Genomic DNA, 15611 nt, shown 5'->3' with positions numbered 1-15611 from the left:
CAACAACCTCTCGAAATACTTTTTTATTGTGTGAATAACGCTGAAAGTGTTTTAGAGAAAATCCGGGAAACCACCATGAATACATCCTTGTCTTTATTGACCAAAAACGTGCGCGGCGTATTAGCTGCATCTGCGGCGTTTTCAGTAATGGCTACAGCACCTGTTTATGCGCAAGAAGCAGAAGAGAGTGCTAAAGCTGAAGATTATGAACAAATCGCCGTCGTTGGTTCGCGCGCAGCGCCTCGCTCTGTAGCAGACTCAGCGGTTCCAATTGATATTATTTCTGACGAAGAGTTCAAGCAGCAGGGTGCCACAGATATGGTATCTATGATGCAAACTGTTGTTCCGTCTTTTAACGTAAACGACCAGCCAATCAACGATGCTTCAACGCTAGTTCGTCCTGCAAACCTTCGCGGCATGGCATCGGACCACACGCTAGTGCTTGTAAATGGTAAGCGTCGTCACCGCTCTGCGGTTATCACTTTCCTAGGTGGCGGTCTATCAGACGGTGCACAGGGTCCTGATATTTCTGTAATTCCAGCAGCGGCACTTAAGCAGGTGGAAGTACTTCGTGACGGTGCAGCGGCGCAATACGGTTCAGATGCCATCGCGGGTGTAATTAACTTCGTACTGAATGATGCGTCAGAAGGCGGTACATTTGAAGCGCGTTACGGGTCTTATTACGAAGGCGACGGAGACATGATTCAGCTGTCAGGTAACGTAGGTCTTCCACTATCTGACAAAGGTTTTATTAATCTTTCAGCCGAATACCGTACTGCTGACGATACGTCTCGCAGCGTACAACGTGACGATGCAGCGGCGCTTATTGCGGCGGGCAACACTTTTGTAGAAGACCCAGCACAAATTTGGGGTTCTCCTGAAATTAAGCATGACATCAAGCTTTTTGCTAACGCAGGTGTTGAGCTTTCTGATACGTCAGAAGCATATATATTTGGTAACTTCGCCGAGCGTGAAGTTGAAGGCGGATTCTATTATCGTAACCCACATAACCGAGGTGGTGTAAACGATGGTGGTACAAATGAAGATGGTGAGCAACTACTTCTTGTTGGTGATTTAACTGGTGATATGTCAGGTAATTGTCCAACTGATATCGTGGTTGGCGATAACGTTCTAGAAAACCCGACGTACATCAACCAGGTACAGAACAATCCAGATTGTTTCGCATTTAACGAGATGCTTCCTGGCGGTTTCACACCTCGCTTTGGCGGTACGGTAACGGATATGTCTCTTGTCTTTGGTACGAAAGGCGAGTTGGACAACGACATTACTTATGATGTGAGTTTAAACCTTGGTCAAAACGAAGTTGATTTTGCTATTAGCAACACAATTAACCCGTCACTTGGCCCGGATACGCCAACATCGTTTAGCCCAGGTCGTTATACGCAGTCTGAGCAAACGCTTGATATTGATTTTACAAAACCTTTCGATGTTGGTTTGTACGAGCCGCTATTCGTAGCGACTGGTTTCCAATATCGCAACGAAAGTTATGAGAGCGTTGCAGGTGATACTGCCTCTTATGAAATAGGTCCGCTGGCGACACAAGGCTTTGGCATTGGCTCAAATGGTTTCCCTGGCTTGGCGGCCAATAGCCAAGGTCGTGTGTCCCGCAACAACATCGCGCTTTACATTGATGCAGAAGCCTATATCACTGAAAACTTCATGCTAGCCGGTGCGTTACGTTACGAAGACTTCTCTGATTTTGGCGATACCACGAAAGGTAAAATTGCTTTCCGTTGGCAGGCGTTAGAGAACATTGCGTTCCGTGGTGCATTCTCAACAGGCTTTAAAGCACCAACGCTTGGTCAAAGTAACGTGCGTAACGTAACCACAGCATTCGGTACAGGTGGCGAGCTTATTGACCGTGCAACGCTACCACCAACAGACCCAGTATCACAGCTCAAAGGCGGCGAGCAGTTAACACCTGAAGAGTCAGAGAGCATTACATTTGGTGTGGTAGCAGACTTTGAAAATGGTTTATTCATTACTGCTGACTACTACAACATTGAACTGACCGACCGTATCAGTACGGCGTCAGGGATTGCGTTAACTGAAGACGATATTGCAGCACTGCTTGCGCAAGGTATTAATGACGCGTCTAGCTTCCAAGAGATCAGCTTCTTTACTAATGACTTCGATACAACCACCGAAGGTCTTGACGTAGTAGCTAACTACTCTATGGAGATGATGGGCGGCGAGACTAAGTTCTCTCTTGCGTATAACTGGACATCTACAGAAGTAGACCGCGCGTCTGAGAACATCTCTGACTTCCGTATTCGCATGTTAGAAGATAACCTTCCGGCAGTGCGCTACAGTGCAACAGCAAACCACACTAACGGTGACTGGCGCTTCCTTGCACGCTTGAACTATTACGGTAGCATCTTTGAAGATCACTTAGATTCGGCATTGCCTATTGAAAAAGTAGGTTCAGAGTTTACTGTGGACTTAGAAGTGGCTTATAACTTCACAGAAGAGTTTACTGTAACCGTAGGCGCGAAAAACGCCTTTGATGAATACCCAGATGAAAATACCCAGTATGCCGGTATTGCAGGTTCGTTGTATCCAACTACCTCACCAATCGGTATTAACGGTGGTTTCTATTATCTAAGAGGTGTCTACACGTTCTAATCGCTAATACTAGCGAAAACAACTTTCACAATTGTTTCGACGTGGAGGGGAGCGTTAGCTCCCCTTTTATTTTCAATATCGAACATCATTTGCGTGAAAAGTCATGAAGAAACAGGCATTATTGATGCCATTGTAAGCAATTCGAAACACACAACTTTTATTATTATGACAAGAAAGTCGACAGTAGCTGAAACCTTTTTAAAATACCGTTCGAAGTTAATGCGCGCGGTAGGTTCTATTGTTGGCGCCGACGACATTGAAGATATCGTGCAGGAAGCTTTTATAAAAAGCTACGAAGCAGAATTAAAACAAGAAATACAATATGAGCGGACATATATGCTCAAGACAGCGCGTAACTTAGCGCTGAATCATGTTGCAAAAGCAGAAAACAAAAACAAGCAGCTGGACGACATGGACATTTTGCCTTACGAACTAGTGGGGCACAGTTTAGAAAAAAATGTAGAGAGTAAAGAGCGCTTTATTCATTTTTGCCGAGCGACAGACACGCTGTCTGCTGATGTAAAACGCGTATTTTTGCTTAAGAAAGTATATGGCATGCGACAAAAAGAAATTGCAGAGCTTGTGGGGCTAAGCGAAAGCACCGTAGAAAAGCATGTCGCCAAAGGTTTAATGATGTGCTCTAGGTATTTAGCAGAGCTTTCAAACGACAGTGCATCTCCCCGTGCAACTGCTACCGCGACTCAGGACATAAGCAGTAGTTAACATGAACAATATTCGCCAGTTTTCAAGTAAAGAAGATATCCAAGAGCAAGCGTGCCTCTGGGTAAGCCGTCTCGATCGCGGTTTAAAAAGTGACGAAAAAGTAGAGCTAGACACTTGGTTGGCAGAGAGCAATGCTCATCGCCAAGCTTTATTAGAGGCGGCAAGCTTGTGGGACGATATGTCGGTGCTTAATGAATTAAGCGGCTTATTCCCACAACCAACAGCAAAACATACCACCAAAAGGCGTGCCCTACCGAAAAACGCTGTATGGGGTATTGCTGCCACTTTCTTAGTCATGGCAATCGCAGTCGGCGTTGTTGTTCAGCGCACTTGGCTTAATAGCGCGCCTGAATTTGCTGCTGTTAGCCAAAAATTTCAAACGGGGGTTGGCGAACAGAAAAATGTAACCTTATCCGATGGTTCGCAGCTACATCTAAACACCAACTCTTTAGTAACGGTAGATTTCACATCAAGTGCACGTAATATTGTGCTTTTGAAAGGCGAGGCTCACTTTGAAGTCGCTCACGATAAAACGCGCCCCTTCTCCGTTACCGCTGGAAATAATACAGTCACCGCAGTAGGTACCGCGTTTAACATGCAGTATGTCGACGACAATGCATTTGAACTTGTTGTTACCGATGGCAAAGTGTTAGTAAAAGATCGCTTTAAAGCGTCATCTTCAAATGAATCATTGTTTGGTAAGCGCCCTGTTACAGAAGAAGGTCTGCTAATGTTCGCAGGCGAGAAAGCGACTGTTTTGGGTAAGGTAGAAGCCCGAGAAAGTATGTCGCAAGATGAGATTGATGATGATTTAGCGTGGCAGCAGGGCATGATTGTCTTTAAAGGCGAGCCTCTTGAATCTGTGCTTCTGGAAATTGGGCGATACACGCCAGTTCGTTTTCATATCTCTGACGATAGTCTGCGTAAGCGCAGAGTGGCGGGCTATTTCAAAGTGGGTGATATAGACGGCTTGTTGTCGGCACTGGAAAGCAGCTTTAATATTACCTATGAGAAAGTAACAGAAACTAGCATTGAGCTTAAGCTAGCGAAAAGATAAATATGATTTCATAGATAGGTGCTATTGGTGATTCCCTGTTGGCATCAATTTATTTAATGTGACAATATAACTAAAATAATAAGTACATCGATTATACATCTTGCATTACGGCAATTTAGCGATAAGCAGGCAAACCAAAAAGGCAATAGAGAAGCTGCATGCCCTTGCGTGTTCGGCTAGTAGTGTCTCGCATAAAAAAACGGCGTGGTTTTCTCGCTTTACGCTTGCATCGCCGTTAGACATTGCCTCTAGTATATGTTTGTTTTTGTTCACGACACAGTTACTTTATGCGCAAGACGAGGGCTATTCACCCTCAGAAAATCCCCCACCTTCAGAAACCATTCCGGTGTTAGCACCCGATGCGTTTAGTTTCTCTATTCCAGCACAAAACGCTAACGAAGCTTTAACTGAATTAGCTAAACAAGCCAATACGACACTTTTGTTTCCTTTTGATTTGGCGAAAAAAGTGACGACCAATGCGCTTGAAGGAACGTTTACCTTAAGTGAAGCATTGGCTCAACTTCTTGAAGGAACAGAATTGGCGGTGGTAGCCGACGAAAATGGGGCGCTGAGTATTCGTTCCCGTGCATCGCTAACAGCACAAAATAAACAGCCTGATGATGATGAACAGCCTGATGACGAGGGCCAAAATGGGCTTGAAAAAATTGCTATCGTTGGCTCTCGTAACGCGCCGCGAAGTGCAGTCGACTCGGCGGTTCCTCTTGATGTTATTGGAGCCGATAAGCTAAGTTCACAGGGCAATAGCGACGTTCTTTCCATGCTAAGCGTTATGGTGCCTTCACTTAACGTGAACGACCAGCCCATCAATGACGCTAGCAGCTTAGTGAGGCCAGCAAATTTAAGAGGTATGTCTTCAGATCACACTTTGCTCCTATTAAATGGCAAGCGACGCCATCGCTCCGCGGTCATTACGTTTTTAGGCGGGGGACTATCTGATGGTGCTCAAGGTCCCGATATATCCGTTATACCTGCTTATGCGTTAAAACAAGTGGAAGTACTGCGAGACGGGGCGTCTGCCCAGTATGGCTCAGATGCTATCGCTGGTGTGATCAATTTTGTGCTAAAAGATGACCGTGAGGGAGGGAGCGTTGCGCTTAAAGTCGGAGGATACAGCGAGGGCGATGGTGAACTGTTTCAAATACAGCTTAATAAAGGCTTTGCGCTAGGAGAGTCGGGGTTTTTTAACGCCACTGCGGAATACCGACAGCAAAACGGCACGTCGCGTTCGTTACAGCGAGACGATGCTCAATCGCTAATTGACCAAGGAAATAGCTTTATTGCCTCGCCATCTCAAGTTTGGGGAGCTCTAGATGTTAGCGAGGATATTAAACTCGCACTCAATGCAGGTGGCGATATTTCGACAACGTCTCATTTTTATAGCTTTGCAACCGCTGCGAGAAGAGAAATAAACGGAGGGTTTTATTTCCGAAACCCGCAAACTCGCGAAGGTGTTTTTAGCCGAACGGATCCAAATACTGGCGAAAGCCGCCTTATTGTTGCTGATTTAGATGGACTAAACAGCGGTATAGCGTGCCCTTCAATTTCCTTATCGAATGACAACGTACTAGAGGACTCTAACTACCAGCTTATTGCCGATAACACTACAGCACTTGGTGCAAACTGCTTTGCCTTCAATGAGTGGTTCCCGGGTGGTTTTACTCCTCGGTTCGGAGGGACGATAACCGATGCTTCTCTTGCAATGGGTATAAAACATGAATTGCGTCACGGTTGGGCGATGGATATCAGTGCTACCTTAGGCTATAGCGATATTGAGTACACCATATCAAATACGGTCAATCCTTCGCTGGGCCCGCTAAGCCCAACGACCTTTTCGCCAGGCGGGGTATCGCAAGTAGAGCGCACGTTTAATCTGGACTTTACGAAACTGATCCAGACTTTTTTTGAGGACCCGGTGAGCATAGCAGCAGGTGTCGAGTGGAGAAAAGAGTCGTATTTCCAAAAAGCGGGCGATGAAGCCTCGTATATTGCAGGCCCATTCGCTTTAGAGCCACCGATAGGCTTAAGTGAAGGCTTCTCAATAGGCTCTAACGGTTTTCCAGGTTATCAGCCTCAGTCTGCTGGTCACTGGAGTCGCAGCAACTGGGCAGCGTATGCTGATGTGGAGTTTTATGCAACCGAAGCGTGGCAGTTTGGTCTAGCAACGAGGGTAGAGCATTTCAGTGATTTCGGGTCGACTTTCGATGGAAAGCTAAGTACGCGCTACACACTTAGCGAAGAGTTTGCACTGCGAGGTTCTGTCAATACGGGCTTTAAAGCACCGACGGTGGGGCAAAGCAACGTTATAAACGTGACCACTGCCTATGGTGTTAATGGTTTAGAAGACCAAGCAACCTTGCCTCCAACCGACCTTATCTCTCAGCAGCTTGGGGCCACCCCGCTGACGCCTGAAGAATCAGTAAACTTTAGCTTGGGCATAGTTATGCAAGCAGGTGAAAACTTCTTTGCTACGCTTGACTATTTTAATATTCGCCTTATCGATCGTATTAGTACTACATCGGCCATTCCTTTAACCGATAAAGACGTTAATGCGCTTATTGCTCAAGGGCGCCCAGATGCGGCTCGATACAATTCAGCTAAGTATTTTACGAATGATTTTGATACTAAAACACAGGGGGTCGATTTAGTTGTTAACTACAGCTTTGCGTTAAACGACTGGTCAAACTCAGTGTTAGTTGCCTACAACTGGACAGACACGCAAGTTGAACGTGTATCTTTGTATCCTGTGCTAACCGATGGTGTAATCACGCTACTGCCTAACTTAACTGAGGCACGGGTACGTATGTTAGAAGACAACCTTCCGGCTCATCGGGGTAGTATTACGCTGGAGCAATCAAAAAACGAATGGGCATTTACTTGGCGGTTAAATTACTACGGTAAATTTTATGAAGACCATCTTGATGCTTCGGCTGGTTTGGATATTTACGGCAGTGCTCTAACCACTTTCGACGTTCAACTCACTTGGAACGTTTTACCTGACATTCAGCTAACACTTGGCGCACAAAACGTGTTTGATGCGTTGCCAGATGAAAACCCGTTTAAAGGAGAGGTGGGGGCGCTTTATCCACCAACATCGCCGGGCGGCATTAACGGCGCTTTTTACTATGCGGGTGTGGAGTATCGCTTTAAATAGCTAATAGTGTTGACGGAGCTAATTTGGGAAAAGGTGAGGGAGCAAAACCGAGCTTTTCCAGATGAATAAAGCTTTAGCTTAAGTAGATAGGCAAAACGTGTTCGGCAATAAGGCTGTGCTATTTAGCCTTGGACTTTAATATTAGCCGACGTTTTTGAAAAGTGACTCATCAATGATGGTTTGATCGATAATTTGTTGCGCCATGTTGATGCACTTACCGCACTGTGAGCCTAGCTCTAAATGTTGGCGTAACTCACGCACATTTCCCACGCCGTTTTCTTCAACCGCCGCGCGAATGCTTTTATCTGTTACCCCATAGCACATGCAAACAAACATTAAACGTACTCCAAATGAATCTGTAAATGATAATAATTGTTATTCTTTGTTTTGGCAAGCAGATAATGGCAAGTTTAATAAACCGCAATTAGGTAATGACTGGGTAATATCTGGATAACTATTTATGCGGACTAGTATTATTGGTACGAGCAGTAAAAAAACTCATTGTTTAATATTGTTATTTCTTTATTCGTACCTATTTTCTGAGGAGGAAATTTCCTATCAAAGTGGTTACGCAATGTAATCACTTCTATTATTACAATCCAAATATAAATGGAGAGACTCATGAGTGTATTAGTTGGCCGCCCAGCGCCTGATTTTACTGCAGCTGCGGTACTTGGTAGCGGTGAAATCGTAGATTCTTTCACACTAAGTGAAGCAATCAAGGGCAAAAAAGCTGTTGTATTCTTTTACCCGCTAGATTTTACTTTTGTATGCCCGTCTGAGCTTATCGCTTTTGACAAGCGTTTTGACGAATTTAAAAAGCGCGGTGTTGAAGTAATTGGTGTTTCAATTGATTCTCAGTTTTCACACAACGCGTGGAGAAATACCCCAGTAAATCAAGGTGGTATCGGTCCAGTTAAATACACGCTTGTTGCTGATGTAAAACACGACATATGCCAAGCATATGATGTTGAGCACCCTGAAGATGGTGTTGCTTTCCGCGGTTCATTCCTTATCGATGCAGAAGGTATGGTACGCCACCAAGTAGTAAACGATCTTCCTCTTGGTCGTAACGTTGACGAAATGCTTCGCATGGTTGATGCACTAGCGTTCCACGAAGAGCATGGCGAAGTTTGCCCTGCAGGTTGGACTGAAGGTAAATCAGGTATGGACGCATCACCTGAAGGTGTAGCTAAGTACCTATCTGAAGAAGCAGATAAACTATAAGCTAATCTGTTCAAAGATAATAAGAAAACAGCGCCTTTTGGCGCTGTTTCTGTTTATGGCGTTTATCGAAAAAAACTACTCTTGATCTTCCACAGGCCAGCCACCCAACGCCTTGTAGCGATTGACCATATAGCAAAATAGCTCGGTGGTTTTCTGTGCATCATAAAGTGCGCTGTGCGCCTCATTTTGGTCAAACGATATGCCTGCCGCCCGGCACGCTTTTACCAGCACAGTTTGACCGAGAGCAAGGCCAGCAAGGCTGGTGGTATCGAAGGAAACAAATGGATGAAAGGGCGTGCGCTTTATATTGCAGCGTTCAATGGCAGCATTAACGAAGCTTTGATCAAAAGTTGCGTTATGAGCAACGATAACGGAACGCTGACAATCTGCATTTTTCTGTGCTTTGCGAATGCCTTTACATAAATCCTTCATGGCTTCGCTTTCCTCAATAGCACCTCGCAATGCGCAATTCGGATCAATGCCATTAAATTCTAATGCTGCAGGCTCAAGATTAGCGCCCTCGAACGGGTCTATATGGTAGTGAAAGGTTTGATCAGGATGCAGTATTCCGTCTTCATCCATTTTCACTGTAACTGCTGCTAGTTCTAATAAGGCGTCAGTACCTGCATTAAATCCGGCCGTTTCAACGTCGATGACAACGGGAAAATAACCTCGAAAGCGCTGGGAAAGAAGGGGAGGGTTGGCAGACATAAACACTCTTGTAAGACTAGATTGCAGAAACTGGTCGGCTGCTTTAAATGCGAACCTACCTGCGAAACGTATTAGCAGACAGAATTATCGCAAGGATATCTTCGAGTTGCCAGTTTCAATTTGAAAACCTCGAAGATGAGAAGCGCTAATAGTACGAAACGCTAATGGTATTAAACGCTAAACTTTTCTACACTTTGGACGATAATCCTATTAACCATGAATTTTTCAAACACTCAATTTGCGGTTTAAAGCGCATGGGTACAATTTATGGCTCTTAGAGATTGGTGGGCGTATGAAAGGCCTACATCTATGTTAATCTGACTTTCGTTATGGTGTCGAAATGGTGTCGAAATTAAAATATATCGCTTTATTGGGGATGGTGGGGTCATTGTCGTCCCATGCTGCCATGCGGCAATATTCTGCAACCATAGAAAGCTCCAACTGGCGTATTGATACTGACACGCGCCTGCAATGTACACTTAACCACGAATTGCCTGGTTACGGCGAAGCCATGTTCACAAGTTCTGCGTCAAAACAGCTCAACATGGAATTTGAGTTAGATATGTATATGCTACCAAACAAGTTTGATGTAGCTGCGGTTTACTCTGTTCCACCGAAATGGATGCCTGGTGTGGCGCCAAAGACCATTGCAGATATGTCTATTCGCAAGCAATACAACGGCGACCTGCCGCAAGATGCTGCATGGACCATGTTATCTGAATTAGAAAAAGGCTTTTGGCCCACGATTTATTACCAAGATTGGTATAACAAGTACGACCAGGTAAGTGTGGCATTGAACGCGAGCAACTTCTCAGGCGTGTATCGCGACTTCGTTAAATGCGTGTCGAATTTGCTGCCTTTTAGTTTTGATGACATTGCCTACACGGTGTTGTCTTATCAGAACAACAGCACGGAACTTACTAAGTATTCGCAAAAGCGTTTAACCATGATAGGCGAATATTTAAAAGAGGACAGCGAACTAGAGCTTGTGCTTCTTGATGGTTATACGGACAGCTACGGTGGCCGTTACAATAACGAACAGTTGTCTATTCGACGGGCTAATGAAGTAAAAAGTTATTTAACTACGCTAGGTGTACCTGAAGATAGGATCCAGCTAACAGGCCACGGTGAAAAACGTCATATCGCGCCAAACGATACGCGAGAAAGCCGCGCGCAAAACAGGCGCGTAGTGGTACGACTATCCAAGTCATAGGCGCTTGCTAAAGCGCCTTAAACCCGTTTAACTTGCGTTAATTTGTTTTGTCTCGCCAGGTTAATACAGGCACTAAATGGTCGGTAAAAACGCCGTCAGCTCGAATATCTTTTTGCAATACATCTAAAATTTGTTCTCCAGACATGCCCGCTGGAAGCGCATCCTGACGATAAGTGTAGGGGTGAATGGTAAGTTCATTATCGTGAGCGTACTTAACCCAACTAGCTGCTTCTACTTTCCCTTTAGCCATAGCCTTGGTATCCATTAAATGGCCTAACCAAGGGCCTATGCCGTTTGCATACTTCGCGACTTGCTTCATGCCATCTTGTGTACGCAGCCAATCGTAGTCGGTGTCGCTCTCGCCCCAATCGTTCTCGCCAATCAGCATAACTACTTTGCCCTTATACCCAAGGGTTTCACGAATGCGTTTGACCTCGTTAAAGTCAAAGCACTGCAGGTAACTATTGCCGTTTTCTCCCGCAAACCCGTAGTTTTTTAATGTGTCGATAACCATCTTACTGGCATCAATACCTTCAGTAATGTGAAAAGCAGGGGACTTTACTTCTGGGTATACGCCTACAGACGTACCGAATTGGCGATTAAGTTCGCTGATTAGCTCAAAGTGTTCACTTAACGTGGCCACTTTAAAATTAGCCTGGGAGCCGCGGTACCTACTTTTAAAAACTTGTTTGCCATCACTGTTGGCACGCTCATGTACCCGCAATGCTCGAAGCTCTTCGAGGGTGAAGTCACGGGCGTAATAGCGTCCGTCCTCTCGGTGGCGCGCTGGAAAAATATCTTCTACATTAGTGACTGTCTCCAAGTGAATGTCGTGCAGTACAACGGGGATGTCATCTTTGGTTATAACAACATCCTGCTCTATAAAGTCAGGACGCAGCGAGAACGCTAGCGTGGCTGCTTCAAGGGTGTGTTCGGGCAAATAGCCAGAAGCACCGCGATGGGCGATAACGGTAAAATGCAGTTTTTCACTAGTGGTATGTTCTGCTTCAGCGTGCGAGGTTTTACTATTCGTAGCATCAGCTGCAAACGCACTCTCAGAGGCAAGGGAACCTGTAAATAGCACCACCAAAGCAGGTAGTAACGATGCCAATCTAGTCGTGTATCTATTGCGCAACCTAGCATTGCCCTTTAATCTCAGCTTGAGCTGGTTCGACGAACCCGCTATACCCTTGCTTACCCAGTTTAAAGAAAATAATAAGCGGTTACCTAGCATGTGACTGCCACTCCATGTGTTTACTTTTATCGCCATCTTATTTATTCCGTACATTTCACAGAAAGCTTATGTTACAAGCGCTTAAAAGATATTGGCGACGTCGTGCTGCTATAGTGAAATAGACTTATTTTGAATAAGTTCTATGGCATACCCATCTGGGTCGCAAACAAAAGCGATGACGGTAGAGCCACCTTTTACAGGGCCGGGTTTACGATACACCTCAGCGCCATTTGCTTCTAAGTTTTCACAAAACTGATAGATGTCGTCTACTTCAATGGCGATGTGGCCGTACGCGTTACCCTTATCATAGGTGTTGTCACCCCAGTTATAGGTAAGCTCTAACACAGTGCTATCGGTCTCTTCTCCGTATCCTACAAAAGCGAGGGTGTACTCATACTCTTTGTTTTCTGATTGTCTGAGAAGGCGCATGCCCATCAATGAGGTGTAGAAGTGAAGTGAAGCCTCTAAGTTTTCAACTCGAAGCATGGTGTGAAGCATTCGCATAACTATTTCCTATTTGAACCATCAGAATTACCCGATGGTACACTGCATTGTAAGTGCGCGTTTGCAGTTGACACAAGTATCCAGAACTCTAGCTGCACAGAACTCCATCCAGACAAAGCCCTGCAGAGTACTTTCGTTGGTAAACGCAAACGACACGCTATGATAATGGGGAAATGTTAACGCTTTAAGACAGTTTTACAATTCCACTTAAACGTATCAAAAGCCCCACATGCCGATATTATCATTTAGGGCGACGTGGCTAGCTTAACAGGTAGGCCAGCATTTCAACAAAACTCTCTACTTCAACATGCATTGATACATCACATTTTTACTCAATTTCTTTATCAGGGGATAGCGCATCTAACTTTTCAGTGGTCTGGTTTATCGTTTCTTCAGTGCGTTCGCCGATGGCAACTTTCATTCCTGCATCTAATAGACGATGTGTAATAGTTTTACCCAACCTTTGCCGCAGCCTGTCACAATGGCGGTTTTACCTTATTTTGACTACATGTTTGCCTTATTAAAACCTAGTTCTATAAAAGGATAAGGTTAACCTGGCTAATATCCGACTTGTATAAACATATAAATTCATGGTCGCCATAGTCGCCATAATAGTGGGGTAAGATTGCAGTGTTTAAAAAATAATCCCGAAATAATTGGACATCCTGACAAATTATCTGTATTGTCTCGCTCGCTCTAGATATGTTTTATGCTTTACCTAATACTGCGCTGTACCTTTCTTTATACCTTCAAGTTGAAGTTCTAGATAGATATACAACTGCTTTACTAGCTTAGTTATGTCTATTGCTATTCGGTGGCTTCCACCATTACATCAATTTTTTAAAAGGTTATTATTATGTCTAATTCTGTAAACGGTACAGTTAAGTGGTTTAACGAAGAAAAAGGTTTCGGTTTCATTACTCCTGAAGCTGGTGGCAAAGACGTATTCGTACACTTCCGTTCAATCACTTCTGACGGCTTCAAGACTCTTGCTGAAGGTCAAGCGGTTAGCTTTGAAGTTGAACAAGGCCAAAAAGGCCCACAAGCTGCTAACGTATCAGTTCTTTAAGATCTGTAAGCTTGTTTCGGGTTATTTCTCCCATTTGAGATAACCCGCAAAGATGGGCTCTTTTACACGCAAAGCGGCGTAAAACGAGCCTAATTTTCGTTTTTAGATTTCTTAACCCAACCTGCGAGGAATTCAAAACAAACAATATCAATAAAGAAGTATTTAATATGCAATATCAAAACCCTATCTCTATGTTTAACAGCCCTATTCCAGGTGCGTTAATTTCAAATATCTCTATTAACAAAACGTCCGTTGCCTTTAAACATGCGAATACTTATCAGCATGTAGAGTTATCATCAAGGCAAGAAGCGAAGCGATTTGTTGCCCAGCTTATGCAAGCTAACTAATTATCGCTCAGTGCTTCAAATAGTGGATACACATTGGCTAATGTAAAACCGCAAGCCTTATACAAAGTATCTACCATAAAATGCGCACTTCATAATTATTCAAGTTTTAAACGCTTTATAAGCTTGCCGTAATCCAAAAGAGAATAACGGCGTTAAATCGTGTCAAAACTAATTAAATGAGTATATGTGCGGTGATAAGTAAAGCACTGGCCAGCACAAGTGTGTACTGACCGTTGCTCATGTAGAAATGATCTGTGATTACTACTTCGCTTTTAAGTTAACGTCTGAATCTGCTAACAAGTATATGCTCGCTGCATAAGCTGCGATGTTTTGCGCCAGTTCATCAGGGTTAATCTTATCTAACGTATCATCAGGCGTGTGATGAAGATCGAAATAATCTCGTCCGTTTTGATTTAACCGGATAGTAGGTACGCCTTTCGCTGCTAGCGGTATAATATCTGGACCGCCACCGGCAACGTCTGAGCCACCACGAACTATACCCAGAGGTGATAGGATCTTTGCGATTTCATCGACCAGTACAGTTGCTTTAGGATTCACATTCGAAACAAGTTGCCAAATTGTTTGTGCGCCAAAATCAGACTCTGTAGCAAGTACGTGGTTAGCAAGGTTCTTTTCATGCTGTTTTGCATAAGCAAATGCGCCTAACAAGCCTACTTCTTCAGCGCCAAACATAACTACACGAATGGTGCGTTTAGGGCGTTCAGGCAGTGATGCAATTAATGCGGCTGCCGCTGTGGTGATAGCAACGCCCGCGCCGTCATCAACAGCGCCGGTGCCTAAATCCCAGCTATCTAAGTGGCCACCAATAAGTACAATCTCTTCAGGCTTTTCACTGCCTACTAAATCCAGTATTACGTTGCCGCTGCTTACTTCGCCTTTCCACTTTGACTCAGAGTGGAGCGATAACGACAGTGGTTTTCCTAAATTGTGTAGGCGTCGTAAATGATCAGCGTCGGGGTTCGAAATAGCAACAACAGGGATGTCTGCCCAGTTATCTCCGTCTGAACTCATCATGCCTGAGTGAGGGAAGCGATGAGAGTCTGAACCTACCGAACGTACAACTAAAGCTTCAGCGCCACCACGTTGCGCATGTTGCCAACCAATGCGTCGACGCTGATTAGCTTGACCATAGCCCGCACCCGTTTGGCTTTTTACCATGGCATCGCCATCGACAAACGCAATTTTGCCTTTAAGCGCGCCGTCTTTGACTGCGGTTAGCGCGTGAATGTCTCTGAAATACACAATGTCAGCGTTGATCTCGCTCTTTGAAGGCGCTGCGCCACCTAGCGCTGTGCCGTAAAGGGGCTGCATGTATGGTGAAGTAAGTGAAATATGTAAGTGACCCCTGTCCCAGAAGGGCATGGTAAACTCTTCAATACTCACTTTATCAAATCCGAGGCGCTCTCCTACCTTAACGCCCCAGTCTCTGGCTCGCTTTTCAGCTTCCGAACCGCCTAGTCGTGGGCCTATCTCTGTGGTTAGTGATTCTACGATGCTATAGCCTAAGTCACTTTTTAGCGCTTTTTGAATTAGCGTTTCCGCATTTTTCTTTTGCTCGTCAGTAATGGGGGAAGTTTCAGCAAAAACACCGAAACTGCATGCACTTACTAGTGCACCAAATGCTAGATTCCTAGCGATGTTATTCAATCGGGACATGTGTTCTCCGTGGATTATTTTTATATTTTTG

General features: G+C 44.7%; 13 protein-coding genes. 8 read left to right on the top strand and 5 right to left on the bottom strand.

From position 1 onward, the window contains the following. Positions 1-75: 75 nt before the first annotated feature. From D1814_RS02120 to D1814_RS02105, 4 genes are all read left to right on the top strand, one after another. Positions 76-2646: a TonB-dependent receptor plug domain-containing protein gene (locus D1814_RS02120; RefSeq protein ID WP_118489880.1), complete on the top strand. Its 2571-nt coding sequence runs from the start codon at positions 76-78 to the stop codon at positions 2644-2646. 165 nt (positions 2647-2811) lie between these two features. Beyond that, positions 2812-3369, top strand: coding sequence for an RNA polymerase sigma factor (locus tag D1814_RS02115; protein ID WP_409049197.1), 558 nt, complete (start codon positions 2812-2814; stop codon positions 3367-3369). A 1-nt stretch (position 3370) separates the two neighbouring features. Continuing rightward, positions 3371-4426, top strand: coding sequence for a FecR family protein (locus tag D1814_RS02110; protein WP_118489878.1), 1056 nt, complete (start codon positions 3371-3373; stop codon positions 4424-4426). A 241-nt stretch (positions 4427-4667) separates the two neighbouring features. Further along, positions 4668-7598, top strand: a complete 2931-nt coding sequence (locus tag D1814_RS02105) for a TonB-dependent receptor (protein WP_118495285.1) — start codon at positions 4668-4670, stop codon at positions 7596-7598. 141 nt (positions 7599-7739) lie between these two features. On the opposite strand, the gene D1814_RS02100 is transcribed toward D1814_RS02105, so the two are convergent. Beyond that, positions 7740-7934 (bottom strand): bacterioferritin-associated ferredoxin, encoded by a 195-nt coding sequence (locus D1814_RS02100; protein WP_118489877.1) that lies wholly within the window; start codon positions 7932-7934, stop codon positions 7740-7742. A 285-nt stretch (positions 7935-8219) separates the two neighbouring features. Here D1814_RS02100 and D1814_RS02095 point away from each other — a divergent pair, with 285 nt between their 5' ends. Beyond that, positions 8220-8825 carry a peroxiredoxin gene (locus tag D1814_RS02095; RefSeq protein WP_118489876.1) on the top strand — a complete coding sequence of 202 codons (606 nt, stop codon included), beginning with the start codon at positions 8220-8222 and terminating at the stop codon, positions 8823-8825. A gap of 75 nt (positions 8826-8900) precedes the next feature. Here D1814_RS02095 and rnt read toward each other — a convergent pair whose 3' ends face one another. After that, complete coding sequence (rnt, locus tag D1814_RS02090; RefSeq protein ID WP_118489875.1) at positions 8901-9536, bottom strand: ribonuclease T; 636 nt, start codon at positions 9534-9536, stop codon at positions 8901-8903. 340 nt (positions 9537-9876) lie between these two features. Between rnt and D1814_RS02085 the strand changes: the two genes are divergently transcribed. Then, complete coding sequence (locus tag D1814_RS02085; protein ID WP_118489874.1) at positions 9877-10749, top strand: flagellar protein MotY; 873 nt, start codon at positions 9877-9879, stop codon at positions 10747-10749. A gap of 37 nt (positions 10750-10786) precedes the next feature. Here the strand turns inward: D1814_RS02085 and glpQ are convergent, their stop codons facing one another. Both glpQ and gloA read right to left on the bottom strand, forming a co-directional pair. Further along, complete coding sequence (glpQ, locus tag D1814_RS02080; RefSeq protein ID WP_232368958.1) at positions 10787-12019, bottom strand: glycerophosphodiester phosphodiesterase; 1233 nt, start codon at positions 12017-12019, stop codon at positions 10787-10789. 72 nt (positions 12020-12091) lie between these two features. Further along, a complete protein-coding gene (gene gloA, locus D1814_RS02075) occupies positions 12092-12487 on the bottom strand; it encodes a lactoylglutathione lyase (RefSeq protein ID WP_118489873.1) in 396 nt (131 codons plus the stop codon). An 856-nt stretch (positions 12488-13343) separates the two neighbouring features. On the opposite strand from gloA, the gene cspE reads away from it, so the two are divergent. Both cspE and D1814_RS02065 read left to right on the top strand, forming a co-directional pair. Continuing rightward, complete coding sequence (gene cspE / locus D1814_RS02070) at positions 13344-13556, top strand: transcription antiterminator/RNA stability regulator CspE (RefSeq protein ID WP_118489872.1); 213 nt, start codon at positions 13344-13346, stop codon at positions 13554-13556. Positions 13557-13723: 167 nt separating this feature from the next. Next, positions 13724-13903: a hypothetical protein gene (locus tag D1814_RS02065; RefSeq protein ID WP_118489871.1), complete on the top strand. Its 180-nt coding sequence runs from the start codon at positions 13724-13726 to the stop codon at positions 13901-13903. Between the two features lie 261 nt (positions 13904-14164). On the opposite strand, the gene D1814_RS02060 is transcribed toward D1814_RS02065, so the two are convergent. Further along, positions 14165-15580: a M20/M25/M40 family metallo-hydrolase gene (locus D1814_RS02060; RefSeq protein ID WP_118489870.1), complete on the bottom strand. Its 1416-nt coding sequence runs from the start codon at positions 15578-15580 to the stop codon at positions 14165-14167. Positions 15581-15611: the final 31 nt, after the last annotated feature.

The sequence above is a fragment of the Alteromonas sp. BL110 genome (genome assembly GCF_003443615.1).
In the GTDB taxonomy this organism is placed as follows: Bacteria; Pseudomonadota; Gammaproteobacteria; order Enterobacterales; family Alteromonadaceae; genus Alteromonas.
Note: the sequence above shows the minus strand (reverse complement) of the source record. Positions and strands in the feature narration are given on the sequence as shown.